Here is a 17,564-nt window from a genome sequence, read left to right as displayed (position 1 = left end):
CGTGGGTACGGCTCAGAACGACGGCGCGCCCTGCGGCTGCTGCGGCGGGAGGCCCAGCGCGGACGTGTACTGCGAGAGCACCAGCTTGCCGATCGCCGGGTAGGCGCCCAGCGCCTCGGCGGCGGCGCACCCGGCCTCCTTCGAGGCCTCGTCGAGCAGCCCCTCGGCCAGCTCCGGGCCGATCAGGTACGGCGCGAGCGCCAGCTGGGCCGAGCCCGAGGCACGCAGCTGATCGGCGATGGAGGTGATCGAACCCTCCTGGTCGAGCGCCGCGGCCATCACCGGCACGGCGAGGCGAGCGGCGAGCAGCATGCCGGTGATCCCGGCGGCCTGCACGGCCTCCTCGCCGCCGACCGTGGCCAGGATGATGCCGTCGGCGGCCGTCGCGACCGTGAACAGCCGGGCGCGGTCGGCACGGGCGAGACCCGCCTCGGAGAGGCGCACGTGCAGCGCCTCGGCGAGCAGCGGGTGCGGACCGAGGACCTCGGTCAGCTCGGCGGTGTTGCCGCTGTCCATCACGGCCTGGCGGATCTGGCGCATCAGGGCGCTGTCCGGGCCCGCGAGGAGCGGGACGACGACCGCGGCGGGACCCGCCGGGGCGGCGACCTCACGGCCGGCCGCCAGGGCCAGCTCGTAGCGCTGGGTGCGCAGCGCCTCGGTCGACACGAGGACGGTCGTGAGCGAGGGGTACTCGCCGTCGTCGCCGTCCAGGAAGCCGATCGCGGCCTCCAGACCGGGCAGCTCCGAGCGGGCGATGCTCACGACCTCTTCGGCAAGTGAGCGTATGGCGGCCGACGGCACACCGGGAACGGCGAGAACCAGTGCGGGAGCGCCCTCGGGCGCCGCCGCGGGTTCGGGGCGACGGTGCCGCCCGGACTGGCGGGGTCGAGGCATTCGTACAGGCAGGCCGGAAGCAGGCCCAGTGGGGGAGCTCATGGCGCCGCATGTTACTGGTTTCGCCCGCCACGTTGTTCGGTGAGGTGCGGTCGCATGCCGTCTGTCCCCCTATGTCCGGTCTCCGCGCCCCCGCGTGGTTCGTCGGGGCCCGCTGCACCACCCCCGACCTGGGCGGATGCCGTCTCTTCCGGCGTTCCGTCGCCGAACAGGCGGAGCAGCGACGGGTCCTCCGGCAGCCGCATCGTGCCGGTGGCCAGCGCCGATGCGAGGGTGACCGCCCCGGCCGACGGATCGCCCGCCGGCGCCACGGTCCGGGCATGCGGAATCCGCTCCCCGAGCGCCGCCCGGAGGGGTACGAGGAGGGGGTCGCCCATCTTGAAGAGGCCGCCCGTCAGGGCCACCAGGGCCCCGGAGCCCGCCGGGCACACGGCCTCGGCGGCGTCCGCGACATGGTCGGCGGCCCGCGCGAGGATCCCGGCCGCCACGGGGTCCCCTGCCGCGGCGCAGCTCCCCACCTCGGGGGCGAAGGAGGCGAGCACCGCGGGCCGGTCCGTACGGGGGTAGAGCGCGCCCGGCAGCCCCGCCACGGGGCCGAACAGCTTCTCGGCCCCGGCCAGGAGCGCCGCCGAGCCGCCCCGCCGCCCGTCGTACGCGCGCATCGCCGCCTCCAGCCCCGCCCGGCCGATCCAGGCGCCGCTGCCGCAGTCGCCGAGGAGGTGTCCCCAGCCGTCGGCCCGGCGCCAGGTCGACAGATCCGTACCGAGCGCGATCATCCCCGTGCCGCCCGCGACGACCGCGCCGGGCCGCTGCCCGAGTGCGCCGGCGTACGCGGTGACGGCGTCGGCCGCGAGCGCGAGCCGCCGCACGCCCCACGCCCCGGCGAAGGCGCCGGGCAGCTCGGCCCGCAGTTCGTCTCCGAGCGTCGCCATCCCGGCGGCACCCACGGCCACCGCGAGCACCCGCCGCGTGACCTCCGGCGCGAGGCGCTCCCGCAGGTCGGTGACGGCCGGTAGGACCTGCTCCAGGAAGTGGGTGGCGGAGATCCCGCCCGGCCCGGTCCGCACCGGTTCCCGGGAGGCGACGGTGCCGAGGACGGTGCCGCTCGTCGCCTCGGCCAGGGCGATCCGCAGCCCTGAACCACCGGAGTCGACGCCGACGACCAGGCCGTCGGAAGGATCGTTCACGGAGACCACGATGCACGTCCTGTCGGTAGGGAGCGGTAGGGAGCGGTAGGCGATGGTGGGGGACGGTGGGGGAGCGGGTGAGCGGCGGGATTCCGGAGGTCGTCCGGAGGGCCGGGCCGGACCGGGCGGGACCGGACCTGGGTGTCACTGTAGGCCGGTAGAGTGACGGACCGTGACAGCGCGACCGTTGAACGAACTGGTGGAGCCCGGCTGGGCGGAGGCCCTGCGCCCCGTCGCGGGGCGTGTGGCGGAGATGGGCGACTTCCTGCGCGCGGAGATCGCCGCGGGTCGGACGTACCTGCCGTCCGGGGCGAACGTGCTGCGGGCCTTCCAGCAGCCCTTCGACGAGGTGCGGGTCCTGATCGTGGGTCAGGACCCCTATCCGACACCGGGAATGGCGATCGGGCTGAGCTTCGCCGTCGCGCCCGAGGTCCGCTCGCTGCCGGGGAGCCTGGAGAACATCTTCCGCGAGCTCGATACCGACCTCGGCCTGCCCCGGCCGTCGAACGGCGACCTGACACCGTGGACCCGCCAGGGCGTCCTGCTCCTGAACAGGGCCCTGACCACGGCCCCGCGCAAGCCGGCCGCCCACCGCGGCAAGGGCTGGGAAGAGGTCACCGAGCAGGCCATCCGCGCCCTCGCCGCCCGTGGCAAGCCCCTGGTGTCGATCCTGTGGGGCAGGGACGCGCGCAATGCCCGTCCGCTCCTCGGCGACCTGCCCGCGATCGAGTCGGCGCACCCGTCCCCGATGTCCGCGGACCGTGGCTTCTTCGGTTCCCGTCCGTTCAGCCGTGCCAACGAACTGCTCCTGAACCAGGGCGCCCAGCCCGTGGACTGGCGCCTGCCCTGACCGTGCGCGGCATCGCCGCTCGTGCGTTCGTGCCTCTTGGACGTCAGATCACCGCGGCCCGCACGCACAGGACGTCCGGAAGGTGCTCCGCCAGGAGGTGCCAGCTGTCCCCGTCGTCGGCACTCGCGTACACCTCGCCGTTGCGGTTGCCGAAGTAGACGCCCGCCGGGTCCGCGTCGTCCGTGCAGAGCGCGTCCCGCAGCACGGTGCCGTAGTGGTCGCCCTCGGGCAGTCCCCGGGTCAGCGGTTCCCAGGTGACCCCGGCGTCGACGGTCCGGTAGACGCGGCAGCGGCGACCGGCCGGGACGCGGTCGGAGTCGGCCGTGATGGGGAAGACGTAGGCGGTGTCCGGGCGATGCGGGTGGGCGGCGACGGCGAAGCCGAAGTCGGAGGGGAGCCCGGAGCCGATGTCCGACCAGCTGCCGCCCGCGTCGTCACTGCGGAACACACCCCAGTGGTTCTGGAGGTACAACCGGTCCTTGTCGGCGGCGTCCTGGGCGATCTTGTGCACACACTGCCCGAACTCGGGGTGCGGATCGGGCAGGAACACCGCGGACACGCCCTGGTTGGAGGGCGCCCACGCGGCCCCGCCGTCCCGGGAGCGGAACACCCCGGCGGTCGACACCGCGACGGTGATCGCCTCCGGGTCGCGGGGATCGGTGACGACGGTGTGGACGGCCTCGCCACCTCCGCCGGGCACCCACTGGGAGCGGGTGGGGTGCTCCCAGAGCGGGCGCACGAGCTCGAAGGACTCCCCGCCGTCCGCCGAGCGGAACAGCGCCGCCGGCTCCGTCCCCGCGTACACGACGTCGGGGGAGTGCCCGGGCGCGGGGTGCAGCTGCCAGACGCGCTCGAGCGAGGCGCCGGTGTCCTCAGGGAACTTCACCGCCGGCCGCGCCGGCTCGGTCCAGCTCCGGCCGAGGTCGTCGGAGTGGAAGACGGACGGCCCCCAGTGGGCGCTGTCCCCGCCCACGAGCAGGCGCGGAGTCGGCCGCCGCGTGTCGATCGCGACCGAGTAGACGGCCTGTGCGGGGAAGGCCGGATCGTCGAACTCCCAACGGCCGTCGTGCCTGTGGCCGATGAAGAGCCCCTTGCGGGTGCCTACGGTGAGGAGTACGTCGGGCATGGCTGCCAACCTCCAGGACGCCGTTGTCGCGGATACGGGCCAGTCTGCACCCGACCACTGACAACGGCCCCCGGACACTCCAGCGGCACTCGCGGACACTCCCCGCAGCGCCTCAGGACACTCCCTGCGGCGCCCCCGGGCTGCTCCCTGCAGCGCGCCGCGACGCCTCCTGAGCCCGCCCCCCGCTCCCGTCAGATCGCCCAGGCGTACGGTGCCGGGGCGTGGGTCTCCGCGCCGAGCTCGCGGGCCGCGCGGCGGGCCCAGGAGGCGTCGCGGAGCAGCTCACGGCCGAGGAGGACCGCGTCGGCCTCGCCGTTGGCGAGGATCTTCTCGGCCTGCTCGCTCTCGGTGATCAGGCCCACGGCGGCCACCGGCAGCCCGGTCTCGGCCTTGACCCGAGCAGCGAACGGCACCTGGTAGCCGGGACCCACGGGGATCTCCGCCGGTCCGCCGTTGCCGCCGCTGGAGACGTCGAGGAGGTCGACGCCGTGCTCGCGGAGCAGCGCGGCGAACCGCACGGTCTCGTCGATCGTCCAGCCCTGCTCCTCCAGCCAGTCGGTGGCGGAGATCCGGAAGAAGACGGGGAGCTCCTCGGGCCACACGGCCCGCACCGCGTCGACGACCTCCAGGGCGAGCCGGGTCCGGTTCTCGAAGGAGCCGCCGTACTCGTCCGTGCGGTGGTTGCTGTGCGGGGAGAGGAACTCGCCGATGAGGTAGCCGTGGGCGCCGTGCACCTCGACGACCTCGAAGCCCGCGTCCAGCGCGCGGCGGGCGGCGGCCGCGAACTGTCCGGTGATCTCCCGGATGCGCTCCACGGTCAGCTCGGTCGGCACCGGGTACCCCTCGGCGAACTCCGCCGCGCTGGGGGCGACCGGCTGCCAGCCGGGCCCGCCGGGCGGTACGGGGCCGCGGCCCTCCCAGGGGCGCTTGGTCGAGGCCTTGCGCCCGGCGTGACCGATCTGGATGCCGGGCACGGTGCCGTGCTCCTTGAGGAAGCCGGCGATCCGCCGCAGCCCCTCCGTCTGGGCGTCGTTCCACAGTCCGAGGTCCGCCGGGCTGATCCGGCCCTCGGGGGCGACGGCGGTGGCCTCGACGAGGATGAGCCCGGTGCCGCCGGTGGCCCGCGAGGCGTAGTGCGCGAAGTGCCAGTCGCCGGCCACACCCGCGTTCGGCCCGGTCATCTCGGCCGAGTACTGGCACATGGGCGCCATCCAGACCCGGTTGGGCACGGTCAGCGAACGCAGGGAGTAGGGCTGGAACAGGGCAACGCTCATGACGGACTCCGTTTCGGGGGCCTCGAAGGATGCTCGTACGATAGTCATCGTAGTACGGCATCTGTCAAACTACGAGAGGCCTCGTACAATGAGGGTCAACCGGATGAAGTGGAGCCGCCGTCATGACGACCGCCACCAGCCCTCGCGCCCTCGAACACCCCACGCGGGACCAGATCGGTCTCGAAGGGGTGCTCCACGCGCTCTCGGACGCCGTGCGGCTGCGCATCGTGCGGGACATGGCGCGTGAGGACGAGGCACTGAGCTGCTCGTACTTCGACCTCCCGGTCACCAAGTCCACGACGACGCACCACTTCCGGGTCCTGCGCGAGAGTGGTGTCATCCAGCAGATGTACCGCGGCACGGCCAAGCTCAACGCGCTGCGCAGGGACGACCTGGACGCCCTCTTCCCCGGCCTCCTGGACACCGTCCTGGCGGCGGCCCAGGCCCAGGCCGACCGCCGGGACGGCGCCGAAGAGGCATAGCGAAGAGGCCGTAGGGCGCGCACGGAGGCGCGCAGGGAGGGGTGCACGGAGGGGTCGCGAGAGGCCGTTCGGAGAGGCCGTACGGAGAGGTCGTACGGAACGACGTACGCAGCGGCGTACGGAGATGTCGGCGCCGCCCGAGGCGGGTGGGCCTAGAGCGCCTTCATGCGGTAGATCTCCGAGGTCTGCTGGGCGATCACGTCGTTGGCCATCTCCTCGACGAGGACGTTGTTGCCCTCGCTCAGCGCCTCGACGGCCATCGTCACGGCCCCCTCGTGGTGCGTGATCATGAGCTTCAGGAACAGCGTGTCGAAGGCCGCGCCCTTCGCGTTCCGCAACTCCTTCAGCTGGGCCTCGGTCGCCATGCCCGGCATCGAGTGATCGTCGTGACCGCTCTGTTCGCGCGGTCCGCCGTTGTTCTTCAGCCAGCCCTCCATCGCGGTGATCTCGGGCAACTGCGCGGCCGAGATCCGCTCGGCCACCTTCTTGACCTGCGTGGATCCGGCCCGCTGGGGGGCGAGTTCCGTCATGGTCAGGGCCTGGCGGTGGTGGACGACCATCATCTGCGCGTACCGGAAGTCGGCGCTGTTCGGGGTCTCGTCGGGGAGCAGCCTGGCGGCTTCCTCGGGCGATATCCGCCGGGCGGGCTCGCCGGGCTTCCCGGGCGCCACCACCGAACCCGAGCCCGTGGCCCGGGCCTCCGGGGCGGCGGTGCCGGATCCCGACTCGCAGGCGCCCAGGGCGAGTACGGCCACGGCGGACAGGGCCACGGCGACGACGGCTCGCTGACGGCGGATCAACAACGCGACCTCCAGATGTTCTTGCGGGGACAGTGTCCGTTCCTAGCACTTTTCTCGGGGGGATCGATCAAAAACCTTCATTACGTCTGTGTTGCCATCTGTTGAGATGAGCACGCCACGGACCATACTGCCGGGGTCCAACATCCGTTCAAGGCTGAACGGATACCAGCGAGGACGGAGTGACTTCGTTGCGAACCCCGCGTACCCCGCGTGCCCCGCGTGCACGGATCAGACGCCTGGGCGTGGCTTCCGCCGCGGCCGGCCTGCTGGCCACCATGCTCGCGGCCGGCCCCTCGGCCGCCACCCCCGATCCCGGAGACGCCCTCACCCGCGGCACGGTCTCGGCAGAGCAGGCCGCAGAGGCGCGATCCGCCATCCAGAGCGGTGAGATACCCGGCGTGGACGAGATCGTCCACAGCCAGAACATCGAGCACCTCGCGAACGTCCCGAAGGACGCTCTCAAGAGCCTCAACACGGACCTCGCCTTCCAGGGCAAGTACGCCTTCGCCGGAAACTACGACGGCTTCCGGATCTTCGACATCAGCGACCCGAAGGCCCCGAAGACGGTCGCCCAGGTGCTCTGCCCCGGCAGTCAGAACGACATCTCCGTCTCCGGGAACCTCCTGTTCCTCTCCACCGACTCCTCCCGCAGCGACAACTCGTGCGCCAGCACGACGCAGCCCGCCTCGGTGAAGGAATCCTGGGAGGGCATGAAGATCTTCGACATCAGCGACATCACGAACCCGAAGTACGTCGCCGCCGTCGAGACCGCCTGTGGCTCGCACACCCACACGCTCCTGCCGAAGGGCAAGAACGTGTACGTGTACGTCTCCTCGTACTCGCCCAACGCGGCCTTCCCGGACTGCCAGCCGCCGCACGACGGCATCTCGGTCATCAAGGTGCCCCGCAAGGCGCCCGAGCAGGCCGCGATCGTCAACTTCCCCGTCCTCTTCCCGGGCGAGGGCCCGAACGGCGGCGGCAACCCGGGCGGACCCACCAACCCGGGCGTCTCCAAGACCACCGGCTGCCACGACATCACCGTGCTGCCGACGAAGAACCTCGCCGCCGGTGCCTGCATGGGTGACGGCATCCTCTTCGACATCAAGGACCCCGAGCACCCGAGGGTGATCGAGCAGGTCCAGGACAACGTCAACTTCGCCTTCTGGCACTCGGCGACCTTCAACCAGACGGCGAACAAGGTCGTCTTCACCGACGAGCTCGGCGGCGGCAGCGGCGCCACCTGCAACGCCGTGGTCGGCCCGAACCGGGGCGCCAACGGCATCTACGACATCGTCGGCAAGGGTGACGACCGCAAGCTCGTCTTCCGCAGCTACTTCAAGATCCAGCGCCACCAGGCCGACACCGAGAACTGTGTCGCCCACAACGGCTCGCTGATCCCGGTCAAGGGCAAGGACCTCATGGTCCAGGCCTGGTACCAGGGTGGCGTCTCCGTCTGGGACTTCACCGACTCCTCCCAGCCGAAGGAGATCGGCTTCTTCGAGCGCGGCCCGGTCTCGGCCACCGCGATCTCCACGGCCGGCTCGTGGTCCGCGTACTACTACAACGGCTACATCTACTCGAACGACATCGCCAAGGGCTTCGACGTCCTGAAGCTCTCCGACCGCCGTACCGACCCCGCGAAGCGGATCCGGATGGACCAGCTCAACGTCCAGACGCAGCCGGACTACTTCGACCTCGACGACTGATCGAGCCGCGGCACCGGCGCGCCGTCGGGCGGACCTCCGTCCGGCGGCGCGCCCTGCTCCCAGTCCAGCCCGTACCGCTGGAAGAGCTCCCACCGCAGCCGCGCCATCGGCATCGGGGCTCCCGGCAGCAGCACCGCGACCACCGCGCCCATCAGCAACGCGCGCAGCAGCGGATAGTCCGTGTCCACGTCCTCGGAGCCGTAACGGGTGACCGTGTCCCGCAGCAGGAAGGCGAGTCGCTGCTGCTCCGGGCACTGCACGAACCCCTCGGCCTGCAGGATTCCCGCCATGTGGGTCCGCATCAGGGTGGGGCGCTCCACGGCGAGACCCAGGATCGCGTCGATCGCCCTGGCCAGCCGCTCGCGGCCGTCCTCCGTGCGCGGCTCCCGCTCCAGCGCCTCCTCCAGAGTGAGGTGCATCAGCCGGTGCACCGCCGACTGCAACAGCTGCCGCTTCCCGGGGAAGTAGTACGAGATCAGTCCGCGTGCCGAGCCCGCCCGTTCCGCGATGTCGCCCAGCGTGGTCGCCTCGTAACCACGTGTCGACACCAGTTCCACCGTGGCCTGCAGAATCCGCTCACGTGAGCGACGTCTGAGCTCTTCATTGACCGATGGGCTACGCGGGGACATGCTTGGCTCCTGCGTTGACTGGCTGTCGGCCAATATACTCAGCGCATCCGTCGGCGCGCCCCCGTGGCAGGCCGACGGCAGAGGCCGTCTGTTCTGGGCGACACGGGGGATCGTCCAGAACAGGCGGTTTCACCGTGTGTCTCCCATTCTCCTCCCGGCGGCCCCGGGGGCCGGCGAGGTTTCGTCCGGCCGGCCGCGCCCCTCGCCGCCCGTCCCGCCGTTCCGCTCGCTCCACCGGTACGTGAGCACGGCCACGGCCACGCAGCACCAGCCGAGCAGCCAGCCGCCGAGGACGTCCGAGGCCCAGTGCACACCCAGGTAGACCCGCGTCCAGCCCACCCCCAGCACGGACACGACCGCCGCGCACGCGAGGACGCCCCAGCCGCGCCACTCCTCCCGCCAGTGCAGCGCGAGTACCCAGAGGATCAGCCCGCAGGTCACCATCGCCGTCATCGCGTGGCCGGAGGGGAAGGCCGCGAACTGCGCCGAGTCGACCGGGTCGGGCCACTGCGGCCGCTCCCGCCCCACCAGCGACTTGAGCCCCTGCTGCAGCCCCACGGACACCAGGCTCGTGCCGGCGACCCAGAGGGCCGCGCGTCGCTCCCGCCGCCACCACAGGAGCCCCACGGTCACGGCGGCCAGGGCGCGCATCGTCCAGGGATCCCACACCCAGTCGCTGAGGAAGCGGTTGAACCCGGTGACGCCGGGGCGGGCGACGGCGTCGCGGTGCAGCGCCTCCGCGACGGACCGGTCGAGCGAGAGCAGGGGGGACCACCCCACCGCGACCAGCACGAGGAGTACGAGGAACAGGACTCCGGAGACCACGGCGGAGGAGCGCATGCGCCGATCCTGCCCGACGACCGGTCCCGTCCGGTGATCCGCCCCGCTAGGGAGCGTCTTGTCGATCAGGCCGGGCTCGCGGCGTCTGGCACCGCGCCTCGCCGCGTTGTCGTCACTCGCCATGACTCCGCCATGACTCCCTCCTCTGCCTTGCGATCCACGGCACCAGACCCCGCTCCCTGATCCGGCCTGATCGACAAGACACCCCCTAGGGCCTGTCTGACAATTCCCGTCGGGTCCGGCCCGCCCGGCACGCACGCTCGCCGCACGGCCGGGGCGCCCCCGTAGCTCCGCTACGAGGACGCCCCGGCCGCACGCCGATCGCACGCACCGAACGACCCGGCCTATCCGACGCCAATTGTCAGACAGGCCCTAGCCCAGCGCGGTGAGCGCCGGGACGAAGGCCACGAGGACCGGGACCACGGGCACCAGGGCCGCGGCGGCCGTCAGTCGCAGCCGGCGCCCCGCCGTGAGCCGGGGTGTTGCGGTCAGGAGCCGGTGCACGCGCTGCGGCAGATCCGCGTCCGGCGCCGGGCCGGGGCCGAACACGCCCCGGTCCTCGTTCAGTTCGACGAGCGCCAGGGCGATCGTCAGCCGCCCGAAGCGGCGCGAGGCCACGTCGTCGGCGGCCAGCTCCACCAGCCGGTGCATCTCCTCGCGGAAGGCCGCGAAGACCGGGATCCCCGGGAACCCGCCCGCCAGCGCCGCCGAACAGTGCAGCAGCCAGTCGTGCCGGGCCCGGGCGTGCCCCTGCTCGTGCGCCAGGACCGCGTCCAGCTGCCGGCCCTTCAGGCGCCGCAGCGCGGCCGTGGTGATGACGAGCCGGGGCGTGGCCCCCGCCATCCACCAGACGTCCGCCCGCTCACCCTCCAGGACGACGAGCCGCTCGGTGCCGGGCTCCTCCCCGGGCAACAGCGGGGCGCGCACGAGGAGATCGCAGCGGCGCTGTCGGCGCCGGGCGCGCGCCTGGCCGATCTCCCGGCCGAGCATCGCCCCGGACCAGACCCCGCCGCAGGCCAGGGTGACGGCGAGCACCCCCGACCACGGGCCGGTCGTGCCGAGTTCGTACGCGTCGACCACCGCGCGCGGCGCGGGCGCGAAGAGTTGCCCCCGCACGGCCTGCCAGGCCGTCGACGCGCTGAAGGTCATCGAGAGCGCGAAGCTCAGCAGCACCGCCGCCACCACGCACTGCCACACCCAGAGTGCCACCACGGGTTCTCGCTCCACCCAGTCGGCCCGCGCGAGCAGCCGGGGGGCGACGAGGGCGGTCAGGACGCCGAGCAGAAGCAGCGCGAGGGAGACCCACATGGGCGTCAGCCTATGAGCGCGGTACGGGTCGGGGGTATGGCCTCGGACGGCAAGTGACGTACGCCACGGTTTCGTTGCCCGGACGCCGAGCCCGTGGCCCCGCGGGCCCGCAGCCCCGGCGGCCCCGCACCCGCGCTCACAGCGTCACGAGCATCGCCACCATCGCGAGTGCCATCGAGAGGCGGCACACGAGCGTCAGCTCGGGCCGGGTCGCCCAACCCGCCCCGGGGCCGCCCGCCGTCATGCCGGGGCCACCCGCCGGCACGGGAGACGGCGCCGGCACCGGCACCAGCCGCGCCCCCGAGCGGAGCACGTACACGACGTAGTAGAGGAGCAGTCCGCCCGTCAGCACGGGTATGCCGCCCACCGCGCCGGCCGCGTGCCCCCCATGCGCCCCCTGAGCCGCTCGTACCCCCTCTCCGGCAGGCGTCGCCATCGCCAGCGCCATGTAGAACATCGCGAGCGAGCCGACGAGATGGTGCAGATGGTCCGGCCGGTGACCGTCGTGCCTCCCTGACCCGGCCTGATCGACAAGAAACCCCCTGGCGGCCCCCGCCAAGGCGAACAGCGCCGTCCCGCCGAACACCGCCGCGTACACGGCCCAGCTCCATCCAGGCGGCGTCAGGACCGCCGCGGGCAGAGCCATGGCGGCCATGCCGAACCCCATCACCGCCTCACCGCCCGCCGCCTGTCGCTCCGCCCCGTCGCACGCGCGCATGCGCAGCAGGCAGTACACGCCCGTGGCCGCGCAGAGCGCGACCAGCAGCCACCCGGACAGGCCCCCTCCGTGCACGGCACACACCTCCCCCTCTCGGAGAGGGATGCCCGCCTCCCCAAGCGCACACGCGGGCGCACGGGCGCGCACAGGTGTACGAGGGGGAGTGAAAGGCGCGCGTTAGGCTCGGGACGATCGCGCACGCCGATCGTCAGCACCCGAGGGGAGCCCGTACACATGGAGACCGCCACGTCCCAGGACACCGGCCGGATCGACTACCGGGAGGCGGTCCTGGACGACGTCCCCGTCCTCGTCCCGCTCGTCGAGTCGGCCTACCGGGGCGACGCCAGCCGGGGCGGCTGGACCACCGAGGCGGACATCCTCCAGGGGCAGCGCACCGACCCCGAGGGCGTGGCCGCGGTCATCACCACTCCGGGCAGCCGCCTCCTGGTCGTCGAGCGCGACGGGGAGGTCGTCGCCTGCTGCCAGCTGGAGCACCGGGGCGAGGCCGCCTACTTCGGAATGTTCGCGGTCCGTCCCGAGCTGCAGGGCGCGGGCCTGGGCAAGCGGATCATCGAGGAGGCCGAGCGGCGGGTGCGCGAGCTGTGGGACGTCCGCGAGATGCACATGACCGTGATCTCCGTGCGCGAGGAGCTCATCGCCTGGTACGAGCGGCGCGGCTACCGGCGTACGGGGCGGATGACCCCCTTCCCGTACGGGGACGAGCGCTTCGGGGTGCCGCAGCGTGACGATCTGCAGTTCGAGCTGCTGATCAAGCTGCTGGTCACGCCGCTCGACTGACCCGCGGGAACCGTTCCGCACGGCGGAAGCGCGGCTTCGACCCCTACTGACAGGAAAAACTTCTGCGATCGGGGGGGTCGCGCAGGATAATTTCTCTTGCTCCACTTGTGGCGAGGAACCGTAAATGGTTACGGTGTCTTGACGCGAGGTTCTCCTGTGGAGGAAGAGGCATGACGGAAATTCTTGTGCAGGACGTGACCGGTGGGGCGATAGCCACCGACGCCCGGGTCATCGACCACCCGGCTTGGGCCGAGCTCAAGAATGCCGTGGAGGAGATCCGCGCCTGGCAGAGCGCGGACGGCTCCATCGACTTCGAGCCCGAGGGCGCGCCCGCCCGCTCCCTCGTCGAGCTCACCCTCGACCGGGTCACCGCCGCGGTCGAGCAGCTCTCCCCGCTGGTCCCGCACGACGGCGACTACCACCGCGTGCTCGTCTCCGACCTGCGCAAGTGGGCCGAGAGCGGCTTCGTGGTCCCGGACTTCCTGGACTCCCTGCTGGCCTTCCAGCCGGCGGCCGACCGCGTGGACGGGCTCCAGCACCTCGTGCTGTTCCCGATGTACACGCAGAACGGCAACCTGGACCGCAACCTCGAAGCCGTCGTGCTCCGCATGGTGTGGCCGGAGTGGCTCGCCGAGCTGGAGGCCACCCGGTACGACAACCCGCTCTTCTGCGGCATCACCTTCGAGGACTTCACCGCCGGGTACGACACCCATTCGGCCGTCCTCTTCCCGGAGACCATCGCCGTCCGCGAGGCCCCCGAGCGCTTCACCTGGGGCGGCATCTTCTGCGACCGCGAGGCCGCGCGCTTCCGCAAGGTGACCGAGGCCGCCGTCGACACCCTGGGCATCCAGCTGCCCGAGGACATCGCCGCGATGATCGGCGACCAGACCCGCTGCGAGCAGGCCTTCGTGCTCTGGGACATGGTCCACGACCGCACCCACAGCCACGGCGACCTGCCCTTCGACCCCTTCATGATCAAGCAGCGCCAGCCGTTCTGGATGTACGGCCTGGAGGAGCTCCGCTGCGACCTCACCGCCTTCAAGGAGGCCGTGAAGCTGGAGGCCGAGGGCAACGCGCACGGCCGTGACGTGCAGTACGCGGTCCTGTTCGACCGGATGTTCCGCTTCCCGCTCTCCGGCGACCGCAACCGCAACTACGACGGTCTCGGCGGCCAGCTCCTCTTCGCGTACCTCCACAAGAACGACGTGGTGCGCTGGACGGACAACACCCTCAAGATCGACTGGCAGCGGGCCCCCGAGGTCACCAACCAGCTCTGCGCCGAGATCGAGAATCTCTACCGCGACGGCATCGACCGCCCGAAGCTGGTCCACTGGTTCAAGGCGTACGAGCTCGTCTCCACCTACCTCGCCCCGCACCCGGGGTCGACGTGGGCCAAGGGTCCCGACGCCCTCGACCTGTCCCTCCCGCCGCGCAAGCTCGTCGACGACGTGCTTCCGGACGAGTTTCCGCTCAGCATGTTCTTCGAGGCCCTTGCCAAGAAGCTGAAGGGCGTGATCGCCGACACCAAGGGGATCACCGCCGCCGACGTCTCGCGCACCGAGCGGGCCGCCGCGTGAGCGACTCCACAGACCGCACGGAGACCACGGAGGAGGCGTCGCCCATGAACGCCAACGGAAACGGCGGGCCGCTGGACGGCGCCGTCATCGCGGTGGCCGGTGCGGCCGGCCCCGCGGGCCGCGCGACCCTGCTGCGCCTCGCCGAGGCGGGCGCCACCGTGGTCGGCTCGGACGCCGACCCGGCGCGTCTCGCGGAGGCCGTCGACGCCGCCCGCTACGCCCACGGCGGCGCGCGGGTCATCGGCGACACCGTCGACCTCCTCGACCTGGACGCCACGCGCGACTGGGCCGCGAAGACCGAGAAGGAGTTCGGCCGGATCGACGGCCTGGTCCACCTCGTCGGCGGCTGGCGCGGCAGTGCCTCCTTCACGGAGACCGACCTCAAGGACTGGGACTTCCTGGAGAAGCTCCTCATCCGCACCGTCCAGCACACCTCGCTCGCCTTCCACGACGGGCTGCTGCGCGCCGGCGGGCGCGGGCGGTACGCGCTGATCAGCCAGGTCGGCGCGCACAAGCCGCTCGCCAACAACGCCGCGTACAACGCCGGCAAGGCGGCCGCCGAGGCCTGGACCCTCGCCATGGCCGACTCGTTCCGCAAGCTGGGGGGCGACGACGGCCCGCAGGCGGCTGCTGCGATCCTGGTGATCAAGGCATTGGTGCACGACGCGATGCGCGCCGAGCGTCCCAACGCGAAGTTCGCGGGCTTCACCGACGTCAAGGACCTGGCCGACGAGATCGCCGGCCTGTGGACCAAGCCCGCCCAGGAAGTGAATGGACAGCGTCTGTGGCTGACCCCCAAGCCGTGACAGCGGCCCTCGGCCCGCGGACCGACGCGCGTCGTCACCACGACCCGTCGGTCCGGGGCTTCGCCAGCGACAACTACGCCGGCGCCCACCCCGAGGTCCTCGCGGCCCTCGCCCTCGCCAACGAAGGCCACCAGGTCGCCTACGGCGAGGACCAGTACACCGAGCACCTCCAGCGCATCATGCACAGCCACTTCGGTTCCAGTGCCGAGGCCTTCCCGGTCTTCAACGGCACCGGCGCCAACGTGACCGCGCTGCAGGCGCTCACGGACCGCTGGGGCGCCGTCATCTGCGCCGAGTCCGCGCACATCAACGTGGACGAGGGCGGGGCGCCCGAGCGGATGGGCGGCATCAAGCTGCTCACCGTGCCGACCCCGGACGGCAAGCTCACCCCCGAGCTGATCGACCGGCAGGCGTGGGGCTGGGAGGACGAGCACCGGGCGATGCCGCAGGTCGTCTCGATCACCCAGAACACCGAGCTGGGCACCGTCTACACGGTGGACGAGATCCGCGCGATCGTCGAGCACGCCCACTCCAAGGGCATGAAGGTCCACCTCGACGGGGCCCGCATAGCCAACGCCGCCGCCTCGCTGGACGTGCCGCTGCGCGCGTTCACGAACGCGGTGGGCGTGGACGTGATCTCGTACGGCGGGACGAAGAACGGCATGCTCTTCGGCGAGGCCGTGGTCGTCCTGAACCCGGACGCGGTCAGCCACATGAAGCACCTGCGCAAGCTGTCCATGCAGCTCGCCTCGAAGATGCGCTTCGTGTCGGTGCAGCTGGAGGCGCTCCTCGCCAAGGACCTGTGGCTGCGCAACGCCCGGCACTCCAACGCGATGGCCCAGCGCCTCGCGGCGGGCGTGCGCGAGGTCGACGGGGTGGAGATCCTCTACCCGGTCCAGGCCAACGCGGTCTTCGCGCGGCTGCCGCACGAGGTGACCAGGCGCCTGCAGGAACGCTTCCGCTTCTACTTCTGGGACGAGGTCGCCGGCGATGTGCGCTGGATGTGCGCCTTCGACACCACGGAGGACGACGTGGACGCCTTCCTCCAGGCGCTGAAGGAAGAGATGGCGCGCCAGTAGCCCCAAGCGGCACCTGCACCGCAGGCGGGATCACAGGGAAGCGTCTGCATGAATATACGGCCGGATGGAAAGTCATTGACTTCCGTCCGGCCGTTTCCCTAGGCTCTCACCGCATGGAACTCGTGCAGCAGCACCCCGACGTCACGGCCTATCTGGCGGCCGACGAGGCCGTCGACCATGAACACCCGGCGGTCCGAGAGGTGGCCGCCCGGCTCTCCGGCGAGCATCACGACGCATACTCATACGCCGAGGCGGCCTACGCCTACGTCCGTGACGCGATCCCGCACTCCATGGACTCGGGCGACCTCCGCGTCACCTGGCGCGCCTCCGACGTCCTGGAGCAGCGCACCGGCATCTGTTACGCCAAGTCCGTCGCGTACGCCGCGCTGCTGCGGGCCCGTGGCGTCCCGGCCGCCCTCTGCTACCAGCGGCTCGCCGACGACGACGGCTCGAACCCGGTGGTCCACGGCCTCGTGGCCGTACTGCTGCCCGGGGAGCGGGAGTGGGCCCGGCAGGACGTGCGGGGCAACAAGCCGGGCGTCGACGCCCGGTTCTCCCTGGGGGAGGAGCGCCTCGCCTGGAGCGTACGGCCGGAGCTCGGCGAGGTGGACTACCCGGAGCTGTACGCGACGCCGCATCCGGCCGTCCTCGGCGCGCTGAAGGCCGCCCCGGACCGGCCGTACCTCGGGCGGACGCTCCCTACGGAGCTCTGAGCCCGCGTACCGGCCCGGTCAGCCGGCTTCCTTGACCTGGGCGGGCGTCGGAGCCGTACCCCCGAGGTGCGCCGGCACCCACCACGTGTCGTTCGCGTCCTTCGGACGGACCGGGTAGGCGCGCTGCGCGGCCTCCAGGAGCTCCTGGACGCGCTCGCGCAGGCGACGCGTGATGGCGCCCGCGTACTGGTCGGTGGGGGCCTCCATCGGCTCGCCGACCCGGATCGTCACCGGGATGTGGCTGCGCTTGAAGTTCCGGGGGCGGCCCTTCGTCCAGACCCGCTGGGTGCCCCAGAGCGCCATCGGGATCAGCGGGACGCCCGCCTCCTGCGCCAGGCGCGCCGCGCCCGTCTTGAAGCCCTTGAGGGTGAACGACTGGGAGATCGTCGCCTCGGGGAAGACACCGACGATCTCACCGGCCCGCAGCGCCGCCAGCGCGTGCTCGTAGGCGTGCTCGCCCTGCGCGCGGTCGACGGGGATGTGCTTCATGCCGCGCATGAGCGGGCCCGAGACCTTGTGCTTGAAGACGGAGTCCTTCGCCATGAAGCGCACCAGACGCTTCTGGGGCAGGGCGGCCAGGCCCGTGAAGATGAAGTCCAGATAGCTGATGTGGTTGCTCACGAGCACCGCACCACCCGTGCGCGGGATGTGCTCCGAACCCTGGGTGTCGATCTTCAGGTCGAGCGCCTTGAACAGGGTGAGCGCGGCGCCGACGACCGGTCGATAGACGAGTTCTGCCATCGGAGTGGAACCTCTTCTTCGTGTGCCCGGAGCGGG

General features: G+C 71.8%; 18 protein-coding genes. 8 read left to right on the top strand and 10 right to left on the bottom strand.

The features are described from left to right. Positions 1-12: 12 nt before the first annotated feature. A complete protein-coding gene (locus OG580_RS03985) occupies positions 13-936 on the bottom strand; it encodes a hypothetical protein (protein ID WP_267042239.1) in 924 nt (307 codons plus the stop codon). Positions 937-947: 11 nt separating this feature from the next. Then, a complete protein-coding gene (locus OG580_RS03980; protein ID WP_267042238.1) occupies positions 948-2,090 on the bottom strand; it encodes an N-acetylglucosamine kinase in 1,143 nt (380 codons plus the stop codon). Between the two features lie 163 nt (positions 2,091-2,253). Between OG580_RS03980 and OG580_RS03975 the strand changes: the two genes are divergently transcribed. Beyond that, positions 2,254-2,931 carry a uracil-DNA glycosylase gene (locus OG580_RS03975; protein WP_267042237.1) on the top strand — a complete coding sequence of 226 codons (678 nt, stop codon included), beginning with the start codon at positions 2,254-2,256 and terminating at the stop codon, positions 2,929-2,931. A 43-nt stretch (positions 2,932-2,974) separates the two neighbouring features. Here the strand turns inward: OG580_RS03975 and OG580_RS03970 are convergent, their stop codons facing one another. Next, a complete protein-coding gene (locus OG580_RS03970; RefSeq protein WP_267042236.1) occupies positions 2,975-4,057 on the bottom strand; it encodes an exo-alpha-sialidase in 1,083 nt (360 codons plus the stop codon). A 191-nt stretch (positions 4,058-4,248) separates the two neighbouring features. Beyond that, positions 4,249-5,331 carry an NADH:flavin oxidoreductase/NADH oxidase gene (locus OG580_RS03965; RefSeq protein ID WP_267042235.1) on the bottom strand — a complete coding sequence of 361 codons (1,083 nt, stop codon included), beginning with the start codon at positions 5,329-5,331 and terminating at the stop codon, positions 4,249-4,251. Positions 5,332-5,453: 122 nt separating this feature from the next. On the opposite strand from OG580_RS03965, the gene OG580_RS03960 reads away from it, so the two are divergent. Continuing rightward, a complete protein-coding gene (locus OG580_RS03960; RefSeq protein WP_267042234.1) occupies positions 5,454-5,813 on the top strand; it encodes a helix-turn-helix transcriptional regulator in 360 nt (119 codons plus the stop codon). 152 nt (positions 5,814-5,965) lie between these two features. On the opposite strand, the gene OG580_RS03955 is transcribed toward OG580_RS03960, so the two are convergent. Next, positions 5,966-6,616 (bottom strand): DUF305 domain-containing protein, encoded by a 651-nt coding sequence (locus tag OG580_RS03955; protein ID WP_267042233.1) that lies wholly within the window; start codon positions 6,614-6,616, stop codon positions 5,966-5,968. 272 nt (positions 6,617-6,888) lie between these two features. Between OG580_RS03955 and OG580_RS03950 the strand changes: the two genes are divergently transcribed. Next, positions 6,889-8,319: an LVIVD repeat-containing protein gene (locus OG580_RS03950; RefSeq protein WP_267047887.1), complete on the top strand. Its 1,431-nt coding sequence runs from the start codon at positions 6,889-6,891 to the stop codon at positions 8,317-8,319. Here OG580_RS03950 and OG580_RS03945 read toward each other — a convergent pair. The 4 genes from OG580_RS03945 to OG580_RS03930 all read right to left on the bottom strand — a co-directional run bounded on the left by OG580_RS03945 (position 8,298) and on the right by OG580_RS03930 (position 11,889). Then, positions 8,298-8,948 carry a TetR/AcrR family transcriptional regulator gene (locus OG580_RS03945; RefSeq protein WP_267042232.1) on the bottom strand — a complete coding sequence of 217 codons (651 nt, stop codon included), beginning with the start codon at positions 8,946-8,948 and terminating at the stop codon, positions 8,298-8,300. The genes OG580_RS03950 and OG580_RS03945 overlap by 22 nt on opposite strands. 129 nt (positions 8,949-9,077) lie before the next feature. Beyond that, the gene (locus OG580_RS03940) at positions 9,078-9,788 is read right to left on the bottom strand and encodes a phosphatase PAP2 family protein (RefSeq protein ID WP_267042231.1); all 711 of its coding nucleotides are present in this window, start codon (positions 9,786-9,788) and stop codon (positions 9,078-9,080) included. Between the two features lie 372 nt (positions 9,789-10,160). After that, positions 10,161-11,096 (bottom strand): M56 family metallopeptidase, encoded by a 936-nt coding sequence (locus OG580_RS03935; RefSeq protein WP_267042230.1) that lies wholly within the window; start codon positions 11,094-11,096, stop codon positions 10,161-10,163. A gap of 136 nt (positions 11,097-11,232) precedes the next feature. Then, on the bottom strand, positions 11,233-11,889 hold the full coding sequence (locus OG580_RS03930) for a DUF5134 domain-containing protein (RefSeq protein ID WP_267042229.1): 657 nt from the start codon (positions 11,887-11,889) through the stop codon (positions 11,233-11,235). 159 nt (positions 11,890-12,048) lie between these two features. Between OG580_RS03930 and OG580_RS03925 the strand changes: the two genes are divergently transcribed. The 5 genes from OG580_RS03925 to OG580_RS03905 all read left to right on the top strand — a co-directional run bounded on the left by OG580_RS03925 (position 12,049) and on the right by OG580_RS03905 (position 16,787). Further along, positions 12,049-12,612, top strand: a complete 564-nt coding sequence (locus OG580_RS03925) for a GNAT family N-acetyltransferase (protein WP_267042228.1) — start codon at positions 12,049-12,051, stop codon at positions 12,610-12,612. A 170-nt stretch (positions 12,613-12,782) separates the two neighbouring features. Then, on the top strand, positions 12,783-14,189 hold the full coding sequence (locus OG580_RS03920) for a DUF6421 family protein (protein WP_267042227.1): 1,407 nt from the start codon (positions 12,783-12,785) through the stop codon (positions 14,187-14,189). A gap of 44 nt (positions 14,190-14,233) precedes the next feature. Continuing rightward, on the top strand, positions 14,234-14,995 hold the full coding sequence (locus OG580_RS03915) for an SDR family oxidoreductase (RefSeq protein WP_267042226.1): 762 nt from the start codon (positions 14,234-14,236) through the stop codon (positions 14,993-14,995). Then, positions 14,992-16,074, top strand: a complete 1,083-nt coding sequence (locus OG580_RS03910; RefSeq protein ID WP_267047886.1) for a low specificity L-threonine aldolase — start codon at positions 14,992-14,994, stop codon at positions 16,072-16,074. The genes OG580_RS03915 and OG580_RS03910 overlap by 4 nt, the downstream gene beginning before the upstream one ends. A 113-nt stretch (positions 16,075-16,187) precedes the next feature. Continuing rightward, positions 16,188-16,787, top strand: coding sequence for a transglutaminase family protein (locus OG580_RS03905; RefSeq protein ID WP_267042225.1), 600 nt, complete (start codon positions 16,188-16,190; stop codon positions 16,785-16,787). 18 nt (positions 16,788-16,805) lie between these two features. On the opposite strand, the gene OG580_RS03900 is transcribed toward OG580_RS03905, so the two are convergent. Further along, positions 16,806-17,528: a 1-acyl-sn-glycerol-3-phosphate acyltransferase gene (locus OG580_RS03900; RefSeq protein WP_267042224.1), complete on the bottom strand. Its 723-nt coding sequence runs from the start codon at positions 17,526-17,528 to the stop codon at positions 16,806-16,808. Positions 17,529-17,564 lie beyond the last annotated feature (36 nt).

The organism is Streptomyces sp. NBC_00094, assembly GCF_026343125.1.
Lineage (GTDB): Bacteria > Actinomycetota > Actinomycetes > Streptomycetales > Streptomycetaceae > Streptomyces.
Note: the sequence above shows the minus strand (reverse complement) of the source record. Positions and strands in the feature narration are given on the sequence as shown.